Genomic DNA, 23,522 nt, shown 5'->3' with positions numbered 1-23,522 from the left:
GCGCCAATCTAGAGGCGGGACTGGTAACCGCTGACAAGGTCGTCAGCGGCGGAAAGGCGCGTCAGGAGGTTTTCTATTCCCTCATCGGCCTGTGCCAGCTGCGACGGCACCCAGGGGACGGCTTGGGCCTGTGGATCCACGATGGCGCGACGGGCCTCTTCGAGCAGGCTCCTGGCCTGCTCGGTATGAGCGCGTCCGTCGGCGAGGCCGCTTTGGACGGCCGTCAGCAGCTGGTGCAGTTCCTCGAGGTACATGTTCTAGAGGCGGGTCGAGTACGACTCGGCCGACGAAATGCCCGCCTGGATGGTGCTCTGCATGCCGGTGATGCCCTGCAGGGCCTCGGCGAGAAGCCCGTGCGCCTGGCTCACCTCGTGCTGGCTGCTGCCCTGGGTGGCCTGGGAAAGCGAAAGCTGGGCTTCTTCGAGAGACTGCGCTGCCTGCTGAAGTGCGTGAATGCTCGCGGATGCCTTCTCGTTCGCGAGCGCGATACCAGCGCGGATCTCTTCGACTCCGGCCATTTTGGCGGACTCCTTGGGACGTCGGGGGCTGGAACGACCACTACTAAACTTAGCGTGATCATCTGACTCTGTTAAGTGAAGGTCTTGCTAAGTAATCAACAAGGCCCCGGACGTCGGAACGTCCGGGGCCTTGCTGATGGCGGAGGATACAGGATTCGAACCTGCGAGGGCGTGAACCCAACACGCTTTCCAAGCGTGCGCCTTAGGCCGCTCGGCCAATCCTCCGTGGGGAACTTTACCGGATGCCCTTTCACCCTTTCGAAGGTGGGTCTGACCTGGGTTTCCGGGTTGAGGGCGTCAGGCCGCCGTTGAGGCCAGGACGTCGGCGACGACGCAGGTGATGTTGTCCGGTCCGCCGCCCTCGTTGGCCAGGTGGATCAGTCGCGGGACGGTCTCGTCGGGATCTTGGAAGGCGCCCAGGACGTCCTTGATAACGGTTTCGACAACCGTTGCCGTTAACCCGTCTGAGCACAGGAGAAGACGGTCCCCGGGGGCTGCCTCGAAGGTCCAGATGTCCGCTTCGCCGCTTCCGGTGCTCAGAAGCGCCTTCATGAGCAGGGAGCCGCGAGGGTGTCCCTCGACCTCTGAAGCCTCGATGCGCCCGTCGTCCGCGAGGGCCTGCGCGAGGGTGTGGTCGCGTGTGAAGCGCTGAAGCGTGCCGTCGCGCAGGAGATACCCGCGGGAGTCGCCGATATGCGCGGCGGCGAACTGCGCGCCGTCGAACACCACCGTCGTCAGGGTGGTGCCCATGCCACGGGTCTCCGGTTCGCGCTCGGCCGTCGCGACCAGCCGGTCGTCGATCGCGCGGACGCCGCCGGAGAGGACCTCGATCAGGTCGACGTCCGCGAGGTCGAAGCCGCGGAGGTCCGCGTCGAGCCGGGACAGGACGCCGATCGCTTCGGCGCTCGCCACCTCGCCGTGCGGCTGGCCGCCGATACCGTCGGCGACCGCCAGCATCCTGGCGCTGGCGTAGACCGAGTCCTGGTTGACCTGACGGCGTCGCCCGACATCGGAGCCGGCGGCGTACCGAAGGGTGTACGTCATGGAACCCAGTAAAGCATCTGTGTACTGAGTTCACAAACATAGGGCTGGAATGGTCAGCTGTCGGTTACGATGCGGTGATGGAGGAGCAAGCCACCGTCAGCGCGGCGGACATCGCACGCATCGCCGGCGTCGGCCGCGCCGCGGTGAGCAACTGGCGCCGACGTTACGGGGATTTTCCGGTGCCCGTCGGCGGCACCGCGTCGAGCCCCCTCTTTTCACTGCCCGACGTCGAAAGCTGGCTGCGCGAGCGCGGGAAGCCGTTCGAGGTCTCGCTCGGTGACCGTATCTGGCAGCGGCTGCGGAACCTCGGTGACGACCTGTCGCTCGGCCTTCGGGTCGGCCGGGTGGGCACGTTCCTGTCGCGGCGGGGCTCCGAGGATTGGGGTTTCTCCGCTCGCTACGACGATCCTGACCTGCTCGCGCTCGTGGACCGCTTCGCCGACGAGCAAGGGGCGCGTGAGGCGTACGAGTTCCTGTGCGAGCGCTACGTCGAGGCGCACTCACGGCAGCTGTCCGTCACGCCGGAACCGGTCGCCGGGTTGATGTCCCGGCTCATCGGCCCCGAACCCGGCGTCGTCCTCGACCCCGCGTGCGGGCTCGGGACGCTGCTGCTCGCCTCCGGGGGCACCCGGCTGCTCGGCCAGGACGCCGACCCGACCGTCTCGTGCATCGCCGCGCACCGGCTGCTGCTCGCGGGCGCGGACATGGAGATGTACGGCGCCGACGCGTTGCCGATGGACTCCTTCGAAGGGCGGCTCGCGGACGCCGTCGTCTGCGATCCGCCGTTCAACGAACGGGAATGGGGTTACGACGAACTCGTCGGAGACCCGCGCTGGGAGTACGGCCAGCCGCCACGCGGCGAACCGGAACTGGCCTGGGTGCAGCATTGTCTCGCGCATGTGAAGCCCGGCGGACTGGTCGCGATCCTCATGCCGCTGGCCGCCGCCGGCCGCCGGACCGGCCGCCGGATCCGCGGGAATCTGTTGCGGGCCGGGGCTTTGCGCGCCGTGGTGACGGTCGGTGGTTCGGACCTGTGGCTGCTGCGGCGGCCGGAGCCGGGTGAGCGTCCGCCGTCCCGGCTGCTCCTGCTGACCGATCCGTCCACTGTGGAGGAACAGTGGCGGGAACACCTGCGTGGCGCCGAAGTGCCCGGCGCCGTCCGGATCATCGACCTGCTCGACGAGGAGATCGACCTCTCCCCGGCGCGGCATCAGGCACGGGACGAACACGCCGGCGAGGCGTTCATGGAGGTTCGCCGTCACTTCGAGGACGTCCGGCTCGATCTGCCGTCGCTGAAGGTGTCGGACGAGAAGCCCGCGTTCACCACCATCGGCGAGTTGCTGAAGTCCGGTGTGCTCAGCGTGCCCGACGAGGTCGAGGAGGGGGACGTCGTCGCGTCACCGGCCGTTCCGGCGTATGTCCACAGTGGAGAGACTGTCGTCGTGGAGCCGTCGATGTCCAAGTACCGCACCGATCCCGACCGGATGGACGCCGCCTTCCTGGCCGGCTGCCTGCGCGCCGCCGGGCAGATCACGCCGGGCACCTCGACCAGGATCGACCTCAAACGCACCCGGATCCCGCGTCTCCCGATCGAGGCGCAACGTGCCCGCGGGGAGGCGTTCACGCGTCTCGCGGCCTTCGAGGACGCCTTGCGCGAGGCGGCGGAATCGGGCCTGGAGCTGGTGAGGCTAGGCTTGGCCGGGCTTACCGAAGGCCAGCTCATCCCGGAGACCTAAGTGCTTATCGCGGACCGCTACGAACTCGACGAGCTGCCGCTCGGCCGGGGTGGGATGGGCGCGGTCTACGCGGGCCACGACCGGCATCTCGGCCGTCGCGTGGCGGTGAAGTTCCTCGGGCTCCCCGGTGGTCCGGACCCCGAACTGGAACAGCGGTTCATCCGTGAGGCGCGGATCCTCGCCACCCTGGAACACGCGGGCGCGCCGACGTTGTACGACTTCGGCACCTACGACGAGCGGTTGTACCAGGTCATGCAGTTCATCGAGGGCGTGACGGTGGCCGATCTCGCCGCCGAACACGGTCCGCTGCCGGTGCCGTGGGCGGCCGCGATCGCGGCGCAGGCGTGCGCCGTACTGTCCGCCGCGCACGCGCTTTCGATCTGTCACCGCGATCTCAAGCCCACCAACCTGATGCTGTGTCCCGACGGCAGTGTGAAGGTGCTCGATTTCGGCCTCGCGATGCTGCGCGAGACCGACGTCGCCCAGTTCACCCGCGCCGGGCAGATCCTCGGCACACCCGCGTACATGGCGCCCGAACAGATCCAGCGCGGGATCGCGGGGGCGCGCAGCGATCTGTACGCGCTCGGCTGTGTCCTGCACGAAATGCTGACCGGGAGGCAGTTGTTCACCGGTCCGACGGCGTACGCGGTGTTCGAGAAACAGGTCAAGGAGAGTCCGGCCGAAGTGGACGGTGTGCCGGGCGAACTCAACGTCCTGCTCGCGGATCTGCTGGAGAAGGACCCGGAACGCCGCCCCGCGGACGCGAACGCGCTGTACGAGCGGCTGGACGTGTTCGTGAAGGAACTGCCGCCGCTGCCCGGATATCTGGACGAAGGGGCGAATCCGGGCAGGATGTACGCGCGCGTCGTCGGCCGCGTGAGCTGATCTCCGCAGGTCAACGGCCTTGAGACGGGATCGTGACCTTCCGTCCAACAACCCCTGACGGGTGATCTCCGTCTTTACCCATGTCAGACGGACTACGGACATTCGGGGGTAAGGGTCGTGAAGAAGTTCCTGGTGGGGGTGACCGCACTGGCCACGGCGCTGGTGCTGACAGCGTGTTCCGGCGGCGCGGGCAGCGGTGCGCCCGGTGGTGGCGCCGTCGCGCAAGGTGACCCGACGACGGGGAATCTCCCGACGACGTCTGCGGCACCCAGCACCTCTTCGGAGTCGCCGACACCGACGCCCACGCCGAGCAGCAGCAGTTCCACGCCGAAGCCGACTTCGTCGAAGCCCAAGGCGACGCCGAAGCCCACTCCGAAGCCGGCGGCCAAACCGGCGGCGAACGCCGCGGACGTGCCGTGCAAGGCCGCGCTGGCCTCGGCGGGCGTGAGCGCGTGCGTGGACCTCTCGGCTCTGAAGACCTGGCTTCTGCAGGACGGCAAGGTCATCTACGGTCCCGTCAAGCAGCTGCCCGGCAAGAAGGGCCACGCGACGCCGACCGGTGTCTTCCACGTTTCGGCCAAGGTCAAGAACTACCACTCGAAGCAGTTCGACGCGCCGATGCCGAACTCGGTGTTCTTCCTGCCGGGCATCGCCTTCCACACCGGCAGCCTCTCGGTGTACTCGCACGGCTGCATCCACCTGGCCGCGGCGGCTTCGCAGAAGTACTTCACGACCCTGCGGAGCGGCGACGTGGTGCAGGTCGTGGCCTGACGCTTCCCGCGAAGGTTGCGGTTCGGTTGCTTTGAGATAAATGAAAGCCCCGGCAGGCAATGACTTCCCCGTTTCCGGCGACGTGCCATGACACGCCGGAAATGGGGAAGTACCGATGATCAGACGCCGGGGACTCACTCGCGCACTCGTGGCATTGTCGGTTTCAATCCTGCTTCTCCCGGGATGGGTGGGCGCTCCGGAAGCGACCGGGGCGCCCACTCTGCCGTCCGGGTTCGTCCTGCGTGACCAACCGAGTGGTCAGGCGGCCTTCGATCTGACGGATTTCGCTTATCTGCCAGACGGTTCCGTGCTCAGCACCGGTAAGAGCGGCAAGGTCGCCTGGGTGTCCACGACCGGTCAGGCGCGGACGATCGCGACGTTGCCGGTTCACGACAACGGTGACCTCGGTCTCGTCGGCCTCGCCGTCGCCCCGGATTTCGCGACGTCGCGCCAGATCTACCTCGCGAGATCGTTCAATGCTCCAGGCGGCTTCACGATGCGGGTCGCACGCTGGACGGTGACCGGCACTGAAGCCCCGATCGGACTCGCGAACGAACGCGTGCTCGTCGACCTCCCCGGTTTCCACGACGTCCACGGCATCACCGGGCTCATCGCGGCCGACGACGGTACTTTGTGGATCTCCATCGGCGACGCCGCCGACTTCACCAGGATGGATCCGGGAGCGTTGCGCGCGCTCGATCTCGATCAGCTCTACGGCAAGATCCTGCACGTCACATCGGACGGCGTCGGTGTCCCGGGTAACCCGTACTACTCGGCAGCGGCACCGAATGCCAATCGCTCCAAGGTCTTCTCCAGCGGCTACCGGAGTCCGTTCCGTTTCTCCCTCGACCCGCGCACCGGTCTGCCGGTCGTCGGCGACGTCGGCTGGAACACCTGGGAAGAGGTGAACGTCGTGCGGCCGGGCGCGAATCACGCTTGGCCGTGCTGGGAAGGGAACGCCCCGACGCCGGGCTACTCCGGCCTCGCCGGATGCGCCGGTGTCGTCAACACCCCGCCGATCACCGCGTACCACCACGGTTCCGGGGTGGACGAAGGGAACAGTGTCACCGCGGGAATCGTCTACAGTGGATCTTCCTATCCGGACGAATACCGCGGCGCCTTCTTCTTCGGCGACTACGTCACGCAGAAGATCTGGACGATGACGTACGACGGCCAGGGTCGGCTCGTCCAGGCGCCGCAACGACCGCCGAAGTTCACCGCCGTCGGCGGTCCGGTCAAGTTCGCGGCCGCGGCCAACGGCGACATCGTGTACGCCGACATCTACACCGGGAACCTGCGGCGGCTCAGCTATCCGGGGACGAACGCGGAACCGGTCGCGGTGGCGACGTCGAGTACCGAGCCGTCCACGAGGACGGTGACCTTCGACGGCACCGGCTCCTACGACTTCGACGGCGATCTCCTCACCCACCACTGGGATTTCGGTGACGGCACGAGTCAGACCGGTTCCCGGGTGACCCACGCCTACGCCGAGGGCGTGGGCCGGGTGACCGCACGGCTGACCGTCACGGACCGCCTCGGTGCCATCGGCGTCGCCGATGTCGTGGTGGTACCGGGAAACCACTCGCCGGAACTGGGTATGACGGATCTCGGCGCGCGGACCTTCGCGGTCGGGGAACCGGTCGTCGTCGGCGCGACGGCCACCGACACCGAGGACGGCGTTCTGCCGGTCACCTGGACGACGCTGATCCGGCACTGCCCGGAGGAAGCGACCTGCCACGCGCATCCCGGCTCGTCGGGCGCCGGGCCGTCGTTCACCATGCCGTTCACCGATCACCAGGACTCCCGGGTCGAGATCACCGCGACGGTGAACGACAGCGCCGGCGTCCAGGCGAGCAGGACCTACGTCGCGAGGCCGCGCGAACACCGGCTGACGCTGACCGCGAACGTTCCGGCGGCGCTCGGCATCCCGGCCGAGGGCGGGGGCGGCACCGCGATGGTGACCGAGGGCGCGACCTTCGAGGTGGTGGCGGACGAGGTCGCCGCGGACGGCGTTTCGACGTTCGCGAACTGGTCGAACGGAGCCACCGGGCGGCTGACCACCCTCACCATGGGCACGGCCGACCTGACGCTCACGGCGACCTACCTCACCCCGATCGACAAGCGCTACCAGGCGGAACCCGCCCTGCGACAACGACTCGGCGCGCCGACCGGACCCGAGGTCGCCGACGGGACCGTGCGCTACCGGCCCTACACGGGCGGCAGGCTGTACTGGAGCGCCGAGACCGGCGTGAAGCAGATCGAGGGCCAGATCCTGGCGAAGTACCTCGCGCTGGGCGGGCACCGGAAGTTCGGCCCGCCCGCGACCGACGAAACGTCCACCCCGGACGGCGTCGGCCGCTACAACCACTTCCCGAACTGGCCCGGCATGCTGCAGTCGTCGATCTACTGGACCCCGGCGACCGGCGCGCATCCGGTGTACGGCCGGATCCGGGTGAAGTGGGCGGCGCTGGGCTGGGAGAACGGGCCGCTGGGCTACCCGACGACCGACGAACTCGGGACGCCCGACGGGGTCGGCCGCTACAACCACTTCAGCAAGGCGGGTTCCGTCTACTACACGGTGGCCACCGACTCCCATGCGATCTACGGCGCCATCCGGCAGCGCTGGGCCGCCCTCGGCTGGGAGCGGTCCTACCTGCGGTATCCGGCGACGGACGAGTTCAGCATCCAGATCGGACGGCAGAGCAGCTTCCAGGCCGGATACATCACCTGGAACCGGACCACGGGGCAGGTGATCGACCGGCGGTGGTGATCACAATTCGATAAAGGCACTCGAAGGAGTGAAATGCCCACCTAGACCCCGTCGATGAGACGTTCGACTGGGGAAAGGGGCCCTCTGCATGCCTTCGAGATTCCGTGCGCTCTGTCACGCCGTCGTGGCGTTGATGGTGGCGACGTTGCTCGTACCTTTGATGTCCACCGCCGCCTCCGCGGCGCCGACGCTGCCACCCGGCTTCGTCCTTCGGGACCAGCCGAGCGGCCAGGCCGCACTCGACCTGACCGACTTCGCCTACCTGCCCGACGGCTCGATCCTGACCACCGGGAAGGGTGGCAAGGTCGCCTGGGTCTCGACCACCGGACAGGTCCAGACCGTCGCGAACCTGACCGACACCCGCAGCACCGGTGACCTGGGGCTGGTCGGTATCGCGATCGCACCCGACTACGCCACCTCGCGGCAGATCTACACCGCCCGCGCGGTGAACGTCGCCGGCGGTATCGCCCTGCGAGCCTCGCGCTGGACGGTGTCCGGCACCGCGCAGCCGACCGGACTGACCGGCGAGAAGGTGCTCATCGAGGGCCCCGCCAACACCGACATCCACGGCATCACCGGTGTGGTCGCCGCCCCCGACGGCACGGTGTGGGTCTCCACCGGGGACAGCTCCCGCTTCCAGGGCGCGGCGGACCCGTTCGCGCTGAACGTGTACGACCTCGACAAGATCTACGGCAAGGTCTTCCACATCACCGCGGACGGCGCCGGTGTGCCGGGCAACCCGTACTACGCCGCCGGGAACCCGAACTCCCTGCGCTCGAAGGTGTTCGCGAGCGGTTTCCGCAGCCCGTTCCGGTTCAGCCTCGACGCGAGTACCGGCCTCCCGGTGGTCGGCGACGTCGGGTGGGGCACCTGGGAAGAGATCAACTTCGTCCAGAAGGGCGGGAACCTCGGCTGGCCCTGCTTCGAGGGCAACCAGCCCACCGACGGTTTCTCCACGATGGCGCAGTGCGCGTCGGCCGTGAACACCCCGCCGATGCTGGCCGTCCGCCACGGCGAGGGCGCCGACAACGGCAACAGCATCACCGCCGGCATTGTCTACAATGGAGAGTCGTACCCCGAGGAATACCGGGGCGCGTACTTCTTCGGTGACTACGCCATGAAGAAGCTGTGGACGGCCAAGTACGACACGCAGGGCCGCGTCGTCCGCCAGCCGGAGTCGCCGCCGAAGTTCACCGACATCGGCGGTCCGGTCAAGTTCGCGGCCGCGGCCAACGGCGACATCGTGTACGCCGACCTCTACAGCGGTTCGCTGCGCCGGCTCAGCTACACCACCGGGAACAAGGCCCCGGTCGCGGTCGCGACCTCGGAGACCAACCCGGAGACCCGGACCGTTTCCTTCGACGGCACCGGTTCGTACGACTTCGACAACGACCCGCTGACCTACACGTGGGACTTCGGCGACGGCACCACCGGCACCGGGGCGAAGGTCAGCCACACCTACGCGGCGGGCACCGAGAAGTTCACCGCCAAGCTGACGGTGAAGGACACCCTGCAGGCCGCCGGGAGCACGGACATCGCCGTGGCACCCGGAAACCACTCGCCGAAGCTCACCCTGACCCACCCTGTCGACCGCCTGTTCGCGGTCGGCGAGGAGGTCAAGGTCGGTGCGACCATCACCGACACCGAGGACGGCGACCTGCCGGTCACCTGGACCACGCTGATCCGGCACTGCCCGGAGAACGCGGTCTGCCACGCGCATCCGGACCACGGCGCCACCGGCCCCGAGTTCGCCATGCCGTTCACCGACCACACGGACTCCAACCTGGAGATCACCGCGTCGGCGACCGACAGCGCCGGTGTCACCGTGTCCAAGACCTACATCGCGAAGCCGCGTGAGCACCGCCTCACGCTGACCAGCACCGTGGCCGCGGCACTCGGCATCACGCCGGAAGGCGGCGCCGCGTCGGCGATGGTGGTCGAGGGCGCGAAGGTGGAGATCCAGGCGGCCGAGGTCGCGTCGGACGGCGCGTCGACGTTCACCGGCTGGTCGAACGGAGCGACCGGGCGGCTGACCGAGGTCACCATGGGCACGACCGACCTGACGCTCACGGCGAACTACATCACGCCGATCGACAAGCGCTACCGCGACGAACCCGCTGTGGCACAACGACTCGGCGCGCCGACGGCACCCGAGGCCGTCGACGGCACGGTCCGTTTCCGCACCTACGAACGCGGCCGTCTGTACTGGTCCAAGGACACGGGCGTCAAGCAGATCGAGGGCGAGATCCTCAAGAAGTACCTCGCGGCGGGCGGGCACGCGAAGTTCGGGCCGCCGGCGACCGATGAACAGTCCACTCCGGACGGTGTCGGCCGGTTCAACCACTTCCCGGTCTGGCCCGGCGTCCTGCAGACGTCGATCTACTACACGGTGAACACCGGGGCACACCCGATCTACGGCCGGATCCGGCAGAAGTGGGCGTCGCTCGATTGGGAGCGGGGACCGCTGGGCTACCCGAGCACCGATGAGGGCGGCACGCCGGACGGCCTCGGCCGGTACAACCACTTCAGCAAGGCCGCGTCGATCTACTACACCGTCCAGACGGACGCGAGGGCGATCTTCGGCCGGATCCGCGCGAGGTGGGAGGCGCTCGGCTGGGAGGCCGGCCCCATGGGCTACCCGACCACGGACGAGCAGGCGACACCGGACAACGTCGGCCGGTACACCCACTTCACCAAGGCCGGTTCCATCTACTGGTCCATGGCGACCGACGCGCACGGCGTATGGGGTGAGATCCGGAAGCGCTGGGCCGCTCTCGGCTGGGAGCGTTCGTACCTGCGCTACCCGACCAGCTCCGAAATGGTCGTCAACGGCGGCAGACAGAACAACTTCCAGGGCGGCTACGTGTTCTGGAACGCCTCCAACGGCTCGGTGACCGACCGGCCCTGGTAAGCGGACGCGATAGGCGAAAGGCCCCGTTCCCGGTTGGGGAACGGGGCCTTTCGGCGTTGCTACCGAAGGAGATCGGCCGGTGAGGTGCCCGCGGAGGTGAGCGGCAGGCCGAGCGCGACCCGCTCGGTGAGCCAGCCGCTCGGCCGGTAGCGCTGGTCGCCGGTGCTCGCGACGAGTCCTCGCAGGACTCGCAGCACGAGTTCCGCGCCCGCCTCCTCGCCCCAGGTCAGCGGGCCGCGCGGGTAGCCGAGGCCGAGCCGGACGGCGGTGTCGATGTCCTCCGGCGTCGCGAGCCGTTGCCCGGCGATGAAGCAGGCGGTGTTGACGATCGACGCGAGCAGTCGCTGCGCGATCGGCGCGGGTCCGTCACGGACGACGGTCACCGGCAGGCCGGTCGCGGCGAGCGCGCCCCAGGCGGTGCGGCCGGCGGCCGGGTCGAGTGCGGGGTGGACCGAAAGCGTCAGGCGTTTCGCGTAGCCGCCGAAGGGATCGACACCGACGACCCGTTCCGCCGGGAGTCCCGCGGCCAGCGCGGTGTCCACAGTGGACGCACCGATCGGGCTCACGATCAGGACGGCGTCCGGGTAGGCCGTGTGCACGACCTGGATCCCCGCCGACGACAGCAGCGCGCCGAGACGTTCGTCGTCGACCCACACCGGCGTCGTGGGTGCTTCCGGCGCCGACGGCTCCGGCTCGGCCCGCTGCGCGCCGTCGACGTACTCGTAGAAGCCCTCGCCGTTCTTGCGTCCGAAGAGGCCGGCCGCGACGCGGGGCCGCGTCAGCCACGACGGCCGCAGCCGGGGTTCGCCGTGGAAGCCGCTCCAGATGCTCTCCAGGACGGCGTGCGAGACGTCGAGACCGGTGAGGTCGAGCAGTTCGAACGGGCCGAGTTTCAGGCCGAGCACGTCACGCGCGATGCGGTCCACCTCGGCCGGGCTCGCGATCCCTTCGGAGAGGATCTGCAGTGCTTCGGTGCCCAGCCCACGGCCGGCGTGGTTGACGAGGAAGCCCGGCGCGTCGCGGGCGAGCACGGGTTCGTGCCCCCAGCCGCGGACGAGTTCGGTCATCGCGGGCGGCAGCCAGCCGACGGTCCGCGCGCCGGGCACGATCTCGACCAGGCGCATGAGCGGGACCGGGTTGAAGAAGTGGAGGCCGAGCAGCCTGCCGGGGTCGGTCAGCGCGGCGGCGATCTCGGTGACCGAAAGCGAACTGGTGTTGGTCGCGAACACGGTGTCCGGCCCGCAGACGCGTTCCAGTTCGGCGAACAGCGCGCGCTTGATCTCCAGATCCTCGCGGACCGCTTCGACGACGAGGTCCACGCCGTCGGCCGGAGCCAGCGGGCCGTCGACCGCGATCAGCCGTTCCTTCGCGGAAGCGGCGGCCTCCTCGGTGATCTTGCCCTTCGAAGCGAGCTTCCCGAGCATCGCGCCGACGTGATCGATGGCCTTGCCGACCGCTTCGGGCTGGGCGTCGGCGAGTTCGACTTCGAGCCCCGCCGTCACGGCGAGCTGGACGATGCCCCGGCCCATCACCCCGGTGCCGATGACCCGGATCCTGCCGACCTGCTCCGCCCACTTCTCCACCGCGAGCCGCCTTTCCTTCGATGTCGTCCGGCGTGACGTTAGCCGTCACGTGGGTTTCTCGCCCGGAAGGGTGATCCGTGCCCTACTCGGCGTAAGGCCACCGATCCGGCGCTGTCCCACTCGCGAAAACCGAGTGTTCCGCGCACCACCCTCGAAGGGAAACCTCCCATGGCCACCGTCCCCGCCGCCGCAGCCGTCCGGACCACGCCGTTGCTCCTCGTCGCAGTGCTCTTCGGTGCCGTCGCCGCCTTCTTCGCGAGCCAGGCGCTGTGGCCGCTCGCCGCGCTGGCCGTCGTGGTCGCCGTCGCCGTCCTCGCGGGCGGAGTGTGGGTGAGCGGACGTAAGAGCAGCCGCGAACTTTAGGATCGCCATGTGACGGCGAAACGCTTGACGCGGGAAGAAAGCCGCGAGCAGACCAGGCAGCGCCTGCTCACGGCGGCCGCCGAGCTGTTCGCCGAACGCGGCGTCAACGGCACGTCCGTCGAGCAGATCGCCGAACGGGCCGGCTTCACGCGCGGCGCCTTCTACGGCAATTTCGACGGCAAGCACGAGCTCGTCGTCGAGCTGCTGCGACGCCGGACCCAGCGCGAGGCCGAGGAGGTCACGGCGCTGAGGGAAGGCGTGGGCTCCTTCGCCGAGATGATGGACCGGCTGCGCGCGTGGAACGTCGAACGCGCCGAACACCTCGAAGGCTGGCTGACGCTGCGTACCGAGCTGGCCCTTTACGCCCTCCGGAATCCCGAGGCACGGCCGCTCGTCGGTGCAGGGGAGAAGTCGACAAGGGCGTTGCTGGAGACGTCGGTCAGGGGCGAACTCGCCGCGCGGGGCGTGGAGCCGCCCGCTGACCCGGCCTTCCTCGCGCTGATCCTGCACGCGCTCGAGGACGGACTCCTGCTTCAGCGTTTCCTCAGTCCCGAGGGGACCGGCGACGAGGACGTGGTGGACGCCGTCCAACTGCTGATGCGCTCCTGGACCGCGCTCAGCCGGTCATCCTGATCCCGGTGAACTCGGCCATCTGACGCGCCCCGTGCGCGAAGAACGCGCCCGGCGGGTCGACCGAGCCGACGTACTGCCCGAACAGCTCGAAATTGATCATCCCGAACAGCTGCGTCCAGGCCATGATCAGCCGGGACGCCGTCTCGGGGGCCAGGTTCACCTTGAGGATCCCGGTGACGGCGTCGAGCTGATGCAGCAGCTCGACCGGCATCTCGCCGACCTCGGTCTCGACGTGGAGATCGGCGTCGCGCAGGACCGCGACGAGAGCGAAAGCGACCCGGCTCGCGGGGGTGACGGTGTCCTGCGGTGCCTGGTAGCCGGGGATCGGCGAGCCGTAGATCAGCGCGTACTCGTGCGGGTACGCCTTCGCCCAGGCGCGGACCGCGTGCCAGATCGACTCCCACCGTTCCAGCGGGGTCTTCTTCGGGTCGTCCGCCTTCTCCGCGGCCTCGCCGACCGCGTTGTAGGCGTCGACGATCAAGGCGGTCAGCAGCTGCTCGCGACTGGAGAAGTAGCGGTAGAGCGCCGACGAGACCATGCCCAGCTCCCGCGCGACGGCGCGGAGTGAAAGGCCGAGCGCGCCGACCTCGGCGAGCTGTCGGCGGGCTTCGTCCTTGATCTCGCGGGTGAGCTCGGCACGGGCGCGTTCACGTGCGGTCTGGGTGGCGGGCACGCTCTCACTATAGAGCATCGCACCTAAATGAGAGCACTGCTCTTGACAGTGTGCGCCGCTCTGGTGTTCACTGCTCTTAACAGAGAGCACTGCTCTCCCGGAGCTCGAGGAGACGAGATGACCACCATCGACACGACCGCCACGACCCCCGCCACCACGCGCTACATCAAGCCCGCGAAGGCGACGAACGCGTTCAACGAGATGGTGCTCAAACTGACGAAGCTCGGGGTCAGCGTCATGGGCAGCCGGGTGCTCTCGGTCCGCGGCCGCAAGAGCGGTGAGCTGCGGTCGGTCCCGGTCAACCTGCTGAAGCTGAACGGCGAGCGCTACCTGGTGGCGCCGCGCGGCGTCACGCAGTGGGTGCGCAACCTGCGCGCCGCCGGCGAGGGGCAGCTGAGCGTCGGACGCCGCACGGAGACGTTCACCTACACCGAACTCGCCGACGCCGAGAAGCCCGAGATCCTGCGCGCCTACCTCAAGCGCTGGAAGTTCGAGGTCGGCGTGTTCTTCGACGGTGTCGACGCGAAGGCGTCCGACGAGAAGCTTCTGGAGATCGCGCCCGGCTACCCGATCTTCAAGATCAGCTGACGTCTTCGTCCGAAGGCGTCCGCCGGGACCGGCGTGCGGTGGCCGCCACCAGCACCACCCCGACCAGGAACGCGACGAGCCCGATCAGGAACCACAGCTTCTGCCCGGTCATGAAGCTGCCGGTCAGCACGCCGGCGCCCTGGAGTACCCAGACGCCGCCCACCAGCAGGAAGACCAGACCGATCGTGAGCGTGACCCAGCGCTTCATCCGCAGCTCCCCGCCTCGACGTGCTCTCCGGGGATTCTGGCACCGGTGGGCCCGTCCGGCGAACCGATCATCGGCCGCCGACCAAGCCGTTGCGGTAGGCGTAGACGACGGCGTGCACCCTGTCACGCAGTCCGAGCTTCGCCAGGATCCGGGAAACGTGGGTCTTCACGGTCTCTTCGCCCACGTGCAGATGCGCGGCGATCTCCGCGTTGCTGGAGGCGTCCGCGACCAGCAGGAGGACTTCGCGTTCGCGTGAGGTGAGCCTGCTCAGATCGGCCGGTTCGTCGAGGGGTTCGATGCTGGTCGCGAAGGTCGACACCAGTCGCCGGGTCACCGACGGGTCGATCAGCGCGTCGCCGCGCGCGGCCACCCGCATGGCGGAAACGAGTTCCTCGGGTGCGAGGCTCTTCAGAAGGAACCCGCTCGCCCCGGCCCGAAGGGCGCGGTAGACGTACTCGTCGGAGTCGTAGGTCGTCAGCACGAGGATGCGGGTGTCATTGCCCGGCGCGGACATGATCGCCTCGGTGGCGGCCAGACCGTCCAATTTGGGCATCCGGACGTCGAGGACGGCGACGTCCGGGCGCAGGGCGGCCGCCTGGGCCACCGCTTCCCGGCCGTCCGCCGCTTCGCCGACGCATTCGAAGTCGGCCTGGGTGTCCAGTACCGCGCGCATCCCGGACCGGAACATCGCGTGGTCGTCCGCCAGCAGAACCCGGATCACTCGGCCTCCAAGGGAAATCCGACTCGAACCCGCCAGTGCCGCCCGTCGTCGAGCGGTCCGCATTCCGCCTGCCCGCCGAACAACGCCACCCGCTGGCGGATCCCGGCGAGACCGCGTTTCGTCGATTCGCCGGGCGCCTTCCGGGGCAGGCGGCCGATCTCGTTCGTGATCGCGAGGACGACCTCGGTCTGCCGATAGGCGAGGTCGATCTCCACGGTCCCGCCGGAACCGTGCCGGAGCGCGTTCGTCAGCGCCTCCTGGGCGATGCGGTAGAGCGCGATGTCCACCGAGCCCGGCAGATCCCGCTGTCCGCCGTGACTCGTCAGCCGCGCGGGAAGTCCGGCGGTGCGGAGGTTGTCGAGCAGTTCGTCGAGGTTGTCCAGCCCCGGTTGTCGCTGCGCGTCCCCGTTCTCCTTGCCGTGCAACAGGTCCAGCAGGCGCCGCAGGTCGGCCATCGCGGCCCGGCTGGACGACTCGACGGCCGAGAGTGAACGCCGCGCGGCGGGTTCGCCGTCCGGCAGGCCGAGTCGCGCGGCGCCGGCGTGCACGCCGATCGCGCTGACGTGGTGGGAGATCACGTCGTGCAGGTCGCGCGCGATCGTGGTCCGCTCCTCGGCGACGGCGCGGCGCACGGCCTCGGCTTCGTGTTGCCGCCGTTGCTCCTCCGCGCGCTGGAGATCGGCGATGTACGCGCGCCGGGCGGTCGTGTACCGGCCGACCATCCACGGCAGCAGTCCGCTGACGCCGACGTCGATGAGCAGCAGCCGCCAGTCCCGGTCCCCGCGGTCGGCGGGGATGATGTTGCAGCCGAAGAGCCCGACGATCATCGCGGCCAGCGCGGCGAGCGCGGGTCTGGTCGCCAGCCAGGCACCCGCGCGATAGCCGGCGATCAGCACCCCCGCGTTGGTGGGCTGCAGGTAGTGGTCGAAGGGGAACAACAGGATCGGCGCGGCGATGAGCAGTGCGCCGTGCGCGCCCGAAACCCAGCCGGAGTACCGCGACGGCCCGGCGAGCGCGGCGTTGGCGAGGACGCCGCCGATCAGGAGCACCCACGCCTGCCAGCCCGCCGAGAGCGGTGGCCCGGCGATGAGGAACAGCCCGGCGTCGGCGACCAGGCAGACGGCCGCGACCGCCCAGGCCTGCCTCGCCAGCGAACCACTGATGTCCCGCACCCGCTCAACTCTGCCCTATTTCGGTGGACAGGGGTTTTCCTTGGTCGGTTAGGCAAGGGTGGGGTGGTCGGCTTCGGTCGCAACACCCGATGGGCCCGGTGGGTGACGGGGTCGTGGGCGGGCCCGTTCGCCGGGGTGAGGGTGGGCGCGGGCGCGTGTCTCGTGTGCTCGGGGCCGGATCTCGTGTGCTTGGAGACGTGACTCGCGTGCTTGGTCACCGCACTTGGGGTTTACGGCTTCGAGCACGCGAGATCCGTCTTCCGGCACGCGAGATCCGTCTTCGAGCACGCGAGTACGCCGCGCGGGCCACCGCCTCGCTCGAGACACGACACGTTCGCCTTCCTCCCATCATGCTCCGGACGACCGGAGCGCCGGTACCGGGAAATCGACCACCGCCTGGGGTTTGTACGACCGGGTCGCGGAAGCGGGCGGCGGTGGCGACGCCTCGCACGCGATCAAGGCGGGCAAATCGTCGTGTCCGCCGTCCGCCCGATCACGCGTGCCGTCCGTCCAGTCACGCTTGTCGTCCGTCCAGTCACGTGTGCCGTCCCTGCGATCACGTCAGTAACCGCGGCGAGGACCACCCTGACCGCCCTGCCCGTCTTGCCCCGGCGGCCCGCCCTGGCCGCCTTGCCCCGGCTGTCCGCCGTTCTGGCCGCGCTGCTGCATCTGCCCGGCCTGCCCGATCGTCGTCGCCGTCGCGGTGTCCCCGGAGACCTTCGCGGTCACCGTCACCGTTTCGCCGGTCTTGGGGTCGCCGGTCTTCTTCGTCGACGAGTCGATCGTGTACACCTGCTTGTAGCCGTCCTTGCTGGTCAGGCTTACGGACGTCGCGCTGATCTCGGTGACCTCGCCGGTCTGCAGCCGCTGGGTGCTGTAGCCGCCGTTGCCGTCGGAGACGACGAAATCGCCGTGCAGCGCGTCGCGGGGGAAGCCGCCGACCATCATCCGGCCGCCGCCCGGGCCGCCCATCATCATCCCGCCCTGGCCCTGTTCGGCGCCGTTCGCGGCGGTCCCGGCCCAGATCGCGGCACCGCCACCGGCGGCGATCACCACCGCCACCCCGGCCGCGACCGCGGTCTTGCGGCCGGACCAGGACTTCTTCGGGGCGTCGGCCGGGGCGGGCGCGCCCCAGGTGGCGCTTTCTCCCGTCGCGGGCTCGGCGGGGCCGGCCGGCTCTCCGGGTTTGGTCGGTTCGGTCATCTGGTCGCCTCCGTGTGCTCCTGCTCGATGCGGCCATGCTCGGCGCCGTCGCTGTGCGGAAGCTGTGCCGCTGGTGGGCACGGGCTGTGACCTTCCCCGGCCGGGTGATCGTTCACAGGAAACGCACAGGAGGGACACAGGGAAGGCTCAACGCCGCCGCCCAAGATGGCAGCATGACCAGTGTGAGCGTCCCTTCGTCCGGTTCCGCGAAGGCCGGCCTGCGCCGTGCCGACGGCAGCCCCGTGCGGGTGCTGGTCGTCGACGACGAGTCGACCTTGTCCGAACTCGTGTCGATGGCCTTGCGGATGGAGGGCTGGGACATCCGCACGGCGGCCGACGGCACCGAAGCGGTCCGCGTGTCGCGGGAATTCCGGCCGGACGCGGTGGTCCTGGACGTCATGTTGCCGGATATGAGCGGCCTGGAGGTGCTGCGCCGCATGCGGTCCGAGGTGCCGAACCTGCCGGTGCTGTTCCTGACCGCGAAGGACGCGGTGGAGGACCGCATCGCCGGACTCACCGCGGGCGGCGACGACTACGTCACCAAACCGTTCAGCCTGGAGGAGGTCGCGCTGCGGCTGCGCGCGCTGTTGCGGCGCGCGGGCGGGGTGGCCGGGCCGAGCGGGTCGACGCTGGTCGTCGGCGACCTCACCCTGGACGAGGACAGCCGCGAGGTGCACCGCGGCGGCGATCTCGTGCCGCTGACCGCGACCGAGTTCGAACTGCTGCGCTATCTCATGCGCAACCCGAAGCGTGTGCTGTCGAAGGCGCAGATCCTGGATCGTGTGTGGAGCTACGACTTCGGCGGCCAGGCCAACATCGTCGAGCTGTACATCTCCTATCTCCGCAAGAAGATCGACGCCGACAGGGAGCCGATGATCCACACGATGCGGGGCGCCGGGTATGTCCTCAAGCCCGCGGGGTAGGCGGCCGTGGTCCCTGCGACGGCGGCTGATCGCGCAGGTCGCGGGCCTGCTGGCGCTCGTCTGCCTGGTCGTGGGCGTGGTGACCGAACTGGCGCTGCGGGACTTCCTGATGGGCCAGCTCGACGCGCGGATCGCCGAGACCAGCGAACGCGGCAGCCGTCCGCCGCCCCCGGGCCGTCCGGGCGGCGACCGCGTACCGGAGGGCCTGCGCGCGTACGGGCAGAGCACCGGATCGCTGTTCGTGAACGTGTTCCCGGACGGGCGGGTGCTCGCGGCGGTGCTGAGGTCCAGTTACGACGCCAAGATCACCGATCCGTTCCCGCACGACGAGATCAGCCCCGTACAGGTCGGCACCCTGCTGCGTTCGGGGCTCGACGACAAACCGCGCAGCGTGGACCTCGGCCCCTCGCTCGGGGAATACCGTGTGGTGGCGAAGACGACATCGGGCGGCGGGGTCGCGATCACCGGACTGCCCACCAAGGACGTCACGGATACGTTGTGGAACCTGGGTTTCATCTTCGGCGGCGTCGCGATCGGCGGCATCCTGGTCGCGGGCGCGCTCGGCGCGGTGACCGTGCGGCGCACCATGAAACCCCTCGACCGCCTGGCCGCCACCGCGACCAGGGTCGCGGAACTCCCGCTGGACCGCGGCGAGGTCGCGCTGTCCGAACGAGTGTCCGAAGTGGACACCGATCCGCGGACCGAGGTCGGCAAGGTCGGCTTCGCGCTCAACCGCATGCTCGGCCACATTTCCCACGCGCTTTCCGCGCGCCAGGCCAGTGAAAGCCGGGTACGACGGTTCGTCGCGGACGCCAGTCACGAACTGAGGACGCCGCTGGCGGCCATCCGCGGCTACGCGGAACTCACCCGGCGGTCCGGTTCCGAGGTGCCGCCGGACATCGCCTTCGCGATGGGCCGGGTGGAATCGGAATCGACGCGGATGACCGGTCTGGTCGAGGATCTGCTGCTGCTCGCGCGGCTCGACTCCGGACGTCCGGTGGTGCACGAACCGGTCGATCTTTCGCGGCTGGTGGCGGACGCCGTCGCCGACGCGCACGTCGCTGGCCCCGAGCACAAATGGCTGCTGGAGGTTCCGCCCGAACCGATCACCGTCACCGGCGATGCGGACCAGCTGCACCAGGTGGTGATCAACCTCCTGGGCAACGCTCGCACGCACACCCCGGCAGGCACCGAGGTCACCACCTCTCTGTCCATCATGGACTCGGTGGTGACACTGTCCATTGTCGATACTGGGCCGGGGATCCCGCCGCGGATCCTCCCGGACGTCTTCGAACGGTTCGCCCGCGGCGACGATTCGCGGTCGCGGGCGGCGGGCAGTACCGGCCTCGGGCTGGCGATCGTCGCGGCCGTCGTCGCCGCGCACGGCGGTCAGGTCGGGGTGACCAGCCGTCCGGGGCGGACGGAGTTCCAGGTCCGGTTCCGGGCCGCTTGAGGCTCAGGGGGTCCACTCGCTGTTCGCGCCGCACAGGATCACGCAAGGCAGGTCACCCTCGGTCCGCCCGGCCAGCCACGCGGCGAACGGCACCGCGGCGGCCGGCTCGACGGCGAGGCGGAACTCCTCCCAGAGCCGGTCTCGCGCGGCGAGCAGCTCCGCGTCGCTGACCAGCACGGACGTCACCCGATCCCGGAGAACCCCGAACGGGACGCTCCCGATCCTGGTCGCGCCCAACGCGGACGCGGCCACCGAGTCGATCTCGACGTCCACCGGCTCACCCGCCTCCAGCGCGGCGTTGAGCGCGCGGCACCGGTTCGGTTCGACGGCGAACGTCGGCACCCCGGCCAGCGACGTCCCGGCGACCAGACCACCACCGCCGACCGCGACCAGGATCGCGTCGACGTCCGGCGCGTCCTCGACGATCTCCGCCGCCACGGTCCCCTGACCGGCGACGACGGTCGGATCGTCGTACGCGGGTAGGTACCGCGTACCCGGCTCAGATGCCGCTTCGAGCGCCTTCGCGGCCGCCTCGGCGTAGGTCGCTCCGTGCCGGATCAGCTTCGCGCCCGCGGCTTCGATCCTCTGGGCCTTCGCCAGCGGAGCCGACTCCGGCACGTACACCGTCGCAGGCAGATTCAGCAGCGAAGCCGCCGTCGCCACTCCCAACCCGTGGTTGCCGCCGGACGCCGTCAGTACCCGCTCCGGCAACTGCCCGCTCACCAGCGCGTTCACCGCGCCCCGCAGTTTGAACGACCCGCTCCGCTGCAGATGCTCCAGTTTGAGGACCAGCGGCCGCCCGTCGACCTCGGCGCGCAACAGTGGCGTCCGTCGCACGAACGGGCGGACGGCTTCGGCGGCTTTACGGACATCGGCCCAGGTCGGAGCCGTGAACGAACTACTCATACCCCCACTGTCCTCCACCCCGGAGCAGGAGTGACTACACTGGTCCTCGGACCCCGCGCGGCGTCCATCTTGTGAACCTCCCCAGGGCCGGAAGGCAGCAAGGATAAGCAAGCTCTGACGGGTGCGCGGGGTCCCCTCAATTTTTTGGGGTGCAACCCCAAACCCGCCCGGCGGGGCTTCGCCCCCCCCGGACCCCCGCCGTTGGGTGGCTCGGGTGCCCAGGTGACCGGGTTCTGGGGCGTTGCTAAAAGACCCCGAAGACGTCTTTCGGGGGCACCGGTGAGGGCATCGGAACCGCGTCGGTGATCGGTTTGGCCTTCCCCTGAAGTTCCCGCAGGTCCTCGCCCGCCACGCAGCGCGCCGGGTAGGGCGACGACGCGGCCCGGCGAGTCAGGGCCACGACCGGCAGTTCGATCCGCGACGCGGCGACCACGACGTTCCCGAAGCGGCGGCCTCGCAGGACGCCGGGTTCCGCGAGCAGGGCGATATGCGGGAACGACGTCGCCAGTGTCGCCAGGAAGCGGCGAAGGAACGGCAGGTTGGGGCCGTCCGAGACGTTCGCGAGGTAGGTACCGGCCGGTCGCAGCACCCGGGCGACCTCGTTCGTGAACTCCACCGTCGCGAGCCCACCGGCGAAGACTCCGCGCTCGAAAGCGTCCACGACGACCAGGTCAGCCGACGCGTCGTACCTCGCGGAGACGCCTTCACGGCCGTCGCCGACACGGACCTTCAGTCCCTTCAGACCCAGATGCTCGCGGATCAGCGCGACGAGTTCGCCGTCGGCGTCGAAGACCAGCTGGCGCGAGCGTGGCCGCGACGCGGCGACGTAGCGGGGGAGCGTGCAGGCCGCGCCACCGACGTGCAGCGCGTCGAGTGGTCCTTCGCCGAGGCAGTCGATGACGTCGGCGATCCGGCGGATGTAGTCGAACTCGAGATCCGTGGGGTCGTCGAGGTTGACGTGCGACTGCGCGACGCCGTCGACGGTGATCATCCAGGCGTTGGGGCGGTCGGCGTCGCGGAGCAGTTCGGCCATGCCGAAGCGGACCGGATACCTGCCGGGGGTCGGTGCTGGTCTCACCTGTCGTGCCCTCCCGGTATCCATCCGTGCCCCCACCGCCGCCCTCAAAGGAGGCGCTTCGCACCACTGTTAGATTCAACGCCGTGGCTCTAGCTCTATACCGAAAGTACCGTCCGGCTACCTTCGCCGAGGTCGTCGGGCAGGAGCATGTGACCGACCCGCTGCGCATCGCGCTGGCCGCCGGTCGTATCAACCACGCCTACCTCTTCTCCGGCCCTCGCGGCTGCGGAAAGACGTCGAGCGCGCGCATCATGGCGCGGTCACTGAACTGCGCGAAGGGTCCGACGCCGGACCCGTGCGGCGAGTGCAACTCGTGCCGCAACCTCGCGCCCGAGGGGCCGGGCAGCGTCGACGTCACCGAACTCGACGCGGCCAGCCACGGTGGTGTCGACGACGCCCGTGAGCTGCGGGACAGGGCCTTCTACGCCCCGGCCGACTCGCGCTACCGCGTCTTCATCATCGACGAGGCGCACATGGTCACCACGCAGGGTTTCAACGCCCTGCTGAAGATCGTGGAAGAGCCGCCCGAGCATCTGATCTTCATCTTCGCGACCACCGAACCGGACAAGGTGCTGCCCACCATCCGGTCGCGGACGCACCACTACCCCTTCCGGCTGATCCCGCCGAGCTCGATGCGGGAGCTGCTCGAACGCAACGTCGCCGACGAAGGCGCGAAGGTCGAGCCCGCGGTGTATCCGCTGGTCATTCGCGCGGGCGGCGGTTCGGCGCGTGACACGCAGTCGGTACTGGACCAGCTGCTGGCCGGCGCCGGGCCGGACGGCGTCGACTACTCGCGGGCGGTGTCCCTGCTGGGTGTCACCGACGTCGCGCTCATCGACGGCATGGTCGACGCGCTGGCCGCGGACGACGCGGCCGGGGTGTTCGGCACCGTCGAGCGGCTCGCCGAGGCCGGGCACGACCCGCGCCGGTTCGCCACCGACCTGCTCGACCGCCTGCGCGACCTGGTGATGCTGCGTTCGGTGCCCGACGCGGGTGAGCGCGGACTGGTCTCCGCGCCGGACGACGAGCTCAAGAAGATGAAGGAGCAGGCGGGCAAACTGGAGCCGGCCACGCTCTCCCGCTACGCCGACATCGTCCACAATGGACTCTTGGAGATGCGCGGCGCGACCTCGCCGCGGCTGGTGCTGGAACTGCTGACGGCGCGCATGTTGCTGCCGTCGGTCGCCGAAGGCGCCGACGCGTTGCTGGCCCGTCTCGAACGACTTGAGCGTCGTGCCGCTTCGGCTCCGGCGCCCGTTGCCGGTGGCGCCGTTCAGGCCGCGCCGCCCGTACAGAACGTCCAGACGGCCCAGGCCGCTCCGGCTCCGGCTCAGGTCGCTCCGTCGGGTGAACCCGTCCGCGAGTTCCAGCGGCCCTCGCAAC

Annotated in this window: 22 protein-coding genes, 1 tRNA gene and 1 other RNA gene; 12 read left to right on the top strand and 12 right to left on the bottom strand. The window is 69.4% G+C overall.

The genetic code is table 11. From position 1 onward, the window contains the following. Positions 1-8: 8 nt before the first annotated feature. The 4 genes from H5J31_RS25700 to H5J31_RS25685 all read right to left on the bottom strand — a co-directional run bounded on the left by H5J31_RS25700 (position 9) and on the right by H5J31_RS25685 (position 1,562). Positions 9-254 (bottom strand): hypothetical protein, encoded by a 246-nt coding sequence (locus tag H5J31_RS25700; protein WP_181775203.1) that lies wholly within the window; start codon positions 252-254, stop codon positions 9-11. A gap of 3 nt (positions 255-257) precedes the next feature. Next, a complete protein-coding gene (locus tag H5J31_RS25695) occupies positions 258-518 on the bottom strand; it encodes a hypothetical protein (RefSeq protein WP_181775202.1) in 261 nt (86 codons plus the stop codon). Positions 519-655: 137 nt separating this feature from the next. Continuing rightward, a tRNA-Ser gene (locus H5J31_RS25690) sits at positions 656-743 on the bottom strand. Between the two features lie 72 nt (positions 744-815). After that, positions 816-1,562 (bottom strand): PP2C family protein-serine/threonine phosphatase, encoded by a 747-nt coding sequence (locus H5J31_RS25685; protein ID WP_181775201.1) that lies wholly within the window; start codon positions 1,560-1,562, stop codon positions 816-818. Positions 1,563-1,639: 77 nt separating this feature from the next. Between H5J31_RS25685 and H5J31_RS25680 the strand changes: the two genes are divergently transcribed. The 5 genes from H5J31_RS25680 to H5J31_RS25660 all read left to right on the top strand — a co-directional run bounded on the left by H5J31_RS25680 (position 1,640) and on the right by H5J31_RS25660 (position 10,635). Continuing rightward, positions 1,640-3,298: an N-6 DNA methylase gene (locus H5J31_RS25680; protein WP_181775200.1), complete on the top strand. Its 1,659-nt coding sequence runs from the start codon at positions 1,640-1,642 to the stop codon at positions 3,296-3,298. Next, complete coding sequence (locus H5J31_RS25675) at positions 3,299-4,183, top strand: serine/threonine-protein kinase (protein WP_181775199.1); 885 nt, start codon at positions 3,299-3,301, stop codon at positions 4,181-4,183. Between the two features lie 117 nt (positions 4,184-4,300). Further along, positions 4,301-4,954 carry a L,D-transpeptidase gene (locus H5J31_RS25670; protein WP_181775198.1) on the top strand — a complete coding sequence of 218 codons (654 nt, stop codon included), beginning with the start codon at positions 4,301-4,303 and terminating at the stop codon, positions 4,952-4,954. 115 nt (positions 4,955-5,069) lie between these two features. Next, the gene (locus tag H5J31_RS25665) at positions 5,070-7,724 is read left to right on the top strand and encodes a PQQ-dependent sugar dehydrogenase (protein ID WP_181775197.1); all 2,655 of its coding nucleotides are present in this window, start codon (positions 5,070-5,072) and stop codon (positions 7,722-7,724) included. An 88-nt stretch (positions 7,725-7,812) separates the two neighbouring features. Next, positions 7,813-10,635 carry a PQQ-dependent sugar dehydrogenase gene (locus H5J31_RS25660; protein WP_181775196.1) on the top strand — a complete coding sequence of 941 codons (2,823 nt, stop codon included), beginning with the start codon at positions 7,813-7,815 and terminating at the stop codon, positions 10,633-10,635. A 59-nt stretch (positions 10,636-10,694) separates the two neighbouring features. Here H5J31_RS25660 and H5J31_RS25655 read toward each other — a convergent pair whose 3' ends face one another. Then, a complete protein-coding gene (locus tag H5J31_RS25655) occupies positions 10,695-12,218 on the bottom strand; it encodes a 3-hydroxyacyl-CoA dehydrogenase (protein ID WP_181775195.1) in 1,524 nt (507 codons plus the stop codon). Positions 12,219-12,386: 168 nt separating this feature from the next. Between H5J31_RS25655 and H5J31_RS25650 the strand changes: the two genes are divergently transcribed. Then, entirely contained in the window at positions 12,387-12,581 is a 195-nt protein-coding gene (locus H5J31_RS25650) for a hypothetical protein (RefSeq protein ID WP_181775194.1), read from the top strand. A gap of 9 nt (positions 12,582-12,590) precedes the next feature. Further along, positions 12,591-13,214, top strand: coding sequence for a TetR/AcrR family transcriptional regulator (locus H5J31_RS25645; protein ID WP_181775193.1), 624 nt, complete (start codon positions 12,591-12,593; stop codon positions 13,212-13,214). Here H5J31_RS25645 and H5J31_RS25640 read toward each other — a convergent pair. Continuing rightward, entirely contained in the window at positions 13,198-13,887 is a 690-nt protein-coding gene (locus H5J31_RS25640) for a TetR/AcrR family transcriptional regulator (protein ID WP_407925061.1), read from the bottom strand. The genes H5J31_RS25645 and H5J31_RS25640 overlap by 17 nt on opposite strands. Before the next feature lie 117 nt (positions 13,888-14,004). Here H5J31_RS25640 and H5J31_RS25635 point away from each other — a divergent pair, with 117 nt between their 5' ends. Next, positions 14,005-14,475, top strand: coding sequence for a nitroreductase family deazaflavin-dependent oxidoreductase (locus tag H5J31_RS25635; RefSeq protein ID WP_181775191.1), 471 nt, complete (start codon positions 14,005-14,007; stop codon positions 14,473-14,475). Here the strand turns inward: H5J31_RS25635 and H5J31_RS25630 are convergent. From H5J31_RS25630 to H5J31_RS25615, 4 genes are all read right to left on the bottom strand, one after another. After that, positions 14,468-14,683, bottom strand: a complete 216-nt coding sequence (locus H5J31_RS25630) for a hypothetical protein (protein WP_181775190.1) — start codon at positions 14,681-14,683, stop codon at positions 14,468-14,470. The genes H5J31_RS25635 and H5J31_RS25630 overlap by 8 nt on opposite strands. A 67-nt stretch (positions 14,684-14,750) precedes the next feature. Beyond that, the gene (locus tag H5J31_RS25625) at positions 14,751-15,404 is read right to left on the bottom strand and encodes a response regulator (protein ID WP_181775189.1); all 654 of its coding nucleotides are present in this window, start codon (positions 15,402-15,404) and stop codon (positions 14,751-14,753) included. Beyond that, positions 15,401-16,576 carry a sensor histidine kinase gene (locus H5J31_RS25620; protein ID WP_181775188.1) on the bottom strand — a complete coding sequence of 392 codons (1,176 nt, stop codon included), beginning with the start codon at positions 16,574-16,576 and terminating at the stop codon, positions 15,401-15,403. Before H5J31_RS25620 ends, H5J31_RS25625 begins: the two co-directional genes overlap by 4 nt. A gap of 561 nt (positions 16,577-17,137) precedes the next feature. After that, a complete protein-coding gene (locus tag H5J31_RS25615; protein ID WP_181775187.1) occupies positions 17,138-17,779 on the bottom strand; it encodes a hypothetical protein in 642 nt (213 codons plus the stop codon). Between the two features lie 173 nt (positions 17,780-17,952). On the opposite strand from H5J31_RS25615, the gene H5J31_RS25610 reads away from it, so the two are divergent. Then, positions 17,953-18,702 (top strand): response regulator transcription factor, encoded by a 750-nt coding sequence (locus H5J31_RS25610; protein WP_236005386.1) that lies wholly within the window; start codon positions 17,953-17,955, stop codon positions 18,700-18,702. After that, positions 18,680-20,155 (top strand): sensor histidine kinase, encoded by a 1,476-nt coding sequence (locus tag H5J31_RS25605; RefSeq protein WP_207898779.1) that lies wholly within the window; start codon positions 18,680-18,682, stop codon positions 20,153-20,155. Before H5J31_RS25610 ends, H5J31_RS25605 begins: the two co-directional genes overlap by 23 nt. A gap of 3 nt (positions 20,156-20,158) precedes the next feature. Here the strand turns inward: H5J31_RS25605 and H5J31_RS25600 are convergent, their stop codons facing one another. Then, positions 20,159-21,061: a serine/threonine dehydratase gene (locus H5J31_RS25600; RefSeq protein ID WP_181775186.1), complete on the bottom strand. Its 903-nt coding sequence runs from the start codon at positions 21,059-21,061 to the stop codon at positions 20,159-20,161. 45 nt (positions 21,062-21,106) lie between these two features. Here H5J31_RS25600 and ffs point away from each other — a divergent pair. Further along, an RNA gene (gene ffs / locus H5J31_RS25595) (signal recognition particle sRNA small type) lies at positions 21,107-21,201 on the top strand. 104 nt (positions 21,202-21,305) lie between these two features. On the opposite strand, the gene H5J31_RS25590 is transcribed toward ffs, so the two are convergent. Continuing rightward, positions 21,306-22,139 carry a spermidine synthase gene (locus H5J31_RS25590; protein WP_181775185.1) on the bottom strand — a complete coding sequence of 278 codons (834 nt, stop codon included), beginning with the start codon at positions 22,137-22,139 and terminating at the stop codon, positions 21,306-21,308. 83 nt (positions 22,140-22,222) lie between these two features. Between H5J31_RS25590 and H5J31_RS25585 the strand changes: the two genes are divergently transcribed. Further along, the coding region (locus H5J31_RS25585; RefSeq protein WP_181775184.1) for a DNA polymerase III subunit gamma and tau at positions 22,223-23,522 on the top strand (1,300 nt) is incomplete at its 3' end.

It is taken from the genome of Amycolatopsis pittospori (assembly GCF_013870525.1).
GTDB classification, from domain to species: Bacteria; Actinomycetota; Actinomycetes; order Mycobacteriales; family Pseudonocardiaceae; genus Amycolatopsis; species Amycolatopsis pittospori.
This window is presented reverse-complemented; position numbering and strand designations above follow the sequence as displayed.

Excerpts from the sequence above, each read along its gene's own strand:
- H5J31_RS25630 (WP_181775190.1), bottom strand. The coding sequence starts at position 14,683 with ATGAAGCGCTGGGTCACGCTCACGATCGGTCTGGTCTTCCTGCTGGTG.
- H5J31_RS25685 (WP_181775201.1), bottom strand. The coding sequence starts at position 1,562 with ATGACGTACACCCTTCGGTACGCCGCCGGCTCCGATGTCGGGCGACGC.
- H5J31_RS25635 (WP_181775191.1), top strand. The coding sequence starts at position 14,005 with ATGACCACCATCGACACGACCGCCACGACCCCCGCCACCACGCGCTAC.
- H5J31_RS25695 (WP_181775202.1), bottom strand. The coding sequence starts at position 518 with ATGGCCGGAGTCGAAGAGATCCGCGCTGGTATCGCGCTCGCGAACGAG.
- H5J31_RS25660 (WP_181775196.1), top strand. The coding sequence starts at position 7,813 with ATGCCTTCGAGATTCCGTGCGCTCTGTCACGCCGTCGTGGCGTTGATG.
- H5J31_RS25665 (WP_181775197.1), top strand. The coding sequence starts at position 5,070 with ATGATCAGACGCCGGGGACTCACTCGCGCACTCGTGGCATTGTCGGTT.
- H5J31_RS25615 (WP_181775187.1), bottom strand. The coding sequence starts at position 17,779 with ATGACCGAACCGACCAAACCCGGAGAGCCGGCCGGCCCCGCCGAGCCC.
- H5J31_RS25600 (WP_181775186.1), bottom strand. The coding sequence starts at position 21,061 with ATGAGTAGTTCGTTCACGGCTCCGACCTGGGCCGATGTCCGTAAAGCC.
- H5J31_RS25605 (WP_207898779.1), top strand. The coding sequence starts at position 18,680 with ATGTCCTCAAGCCCGCGGGGTAGGCGGCCGTGGTCCCTGCGACGGCGG.
- H5J31_RS25610 (WP_236005386.1), top strand. The coding sequence starts at position 17,953 with ATGACCAGTGTGAGCGTCCCTTCGTCCGGTTCCGCGAAGGCCGGCCTG.
- H5J31_RS25650 (WP_181775194.1), top strand. The coding sequence starts at position 12,387 with ATGGCCACCGTCCCCGCCGCCGCAGCCGTCCGGACCACGCCGTTGCTC.
- H5J31_RS25700 (WP_181775203.1), bottom strand. The coding sequence starts at position 254 with ATGTACCTCGAGGAACTGCACCAGCTGCTGACGGCCGTCCAAAGCGGC.
- H5J31_RS25680 (WP_181775200.1), top strand. The coding sequence starts at position 1,640 with ATGGAGGAGCAAGCCACCGTCAGCGCGGCGGACATCGCACGCATCGCC.